Origin of the sequence: Thiolapillus sp. (assembly GCF_048562965.1) — a bacterium.
GTDB lineage: Bacteria > Pseudomonadota > Gammaproteobacteria > Chromatiales > Chromatiaceae > Thiolapillus > Thiolapillus brandeum_A.
Genome location: NZ_JBHNMF010001273.1, coordinates 1 through 735, shown reverse-complemented (window position 1 = coordinate 735; position 735 = coordinate 1). Strand labels below are relative to the sequence as shown.

At 53.9% G+C, this 735-nt stretch carries 2 protein-coding genes; one reads left to right on the top strand and one right to left on the bottom strand.

Annotated features, from left to right (window positions below; translation table 11 throughout):
- Positions 1-442: 442 nt before the first annotated feature.
- Positions 443-571, bottom strand: a complete 129-nt coding sequence (locus ACOCD2_RS23770) for a hypothetical protein (RefSeq protein WP_419583220.1) — start codon at positions 569-571, stop codon at positions 443-445.
- Positions 572-609: 38 nt separating this feature from the next.
- Between ACOCD2_RS23770 and tnpA the strand changes: the two genes are divergently transcribed.
- On the top strand, positions 610-735 hold a 126-nt coding region (gene tnpA / locus ACOCD2_RS23765), incomplete at its 3' end, for an IS66 family insertion sequence element accessory protein TnpA (protein WP_419626268.1).

Here is a 735-nt window from a genome sequence, read left to right as displayed (position 1 = left end):
TCTCAGACTTTGGCCAGACCGGGAGAAATGCCGGCAAAATACTTTCGTCTCCCTTCTGCTACGCATGGTGGCTTGAGTTTGCAAGATCAGGGAAGTGAAAATAATGGTGAAACTTCAGTAACTATAGTACAGCTACACCCTGTAGGGAAATGGGGGGTGTGTGAATAGGCAGGGGCCCATCATCTAAATCTTGGCCGGGGTGGTGTCTGATTGGAAAAACGCCGTAAATACATCCATGGCAGCTCTTTGGCATCCTGCCATCGCGGCACTCGTACATCCTTGTACATCGTAGGCTCCGCGTCGGCATCCCTCGGCTCTGGCTTCCTGCTTCGCGCTACCTCCTGCATCCATGCAGACGTGCCTCCGAGGTTTTCCGATCAGACACCACCCCGCCTTATCAATAACTTAGGAACTTAGATGACGTGGTCCTGTGTGAAGAGTGTCATCGGGCGACAGACGAAATCGGCCTGCCTTCCAGATCCGTTGCAGACAGGCCTGTGAAAGGATCGGCCTGTATTTCCATCGTAAGCGCCCCAGAATCGACACCTTTTTTCAGAACACCATCAGCCACAGACTTTCTCCTGTCCCACCACAACGCAGGAGAATGCCATGGCTCCGACCGACAGTACTGACCGCATCACCTTCTGGCAGGATCACGTCACCGCCTGGCAGGTATCGGACCTGACCCAGAAGGCCTACTGCGAGCAACAGGAACTGCGGTATAGTACTTTCGGC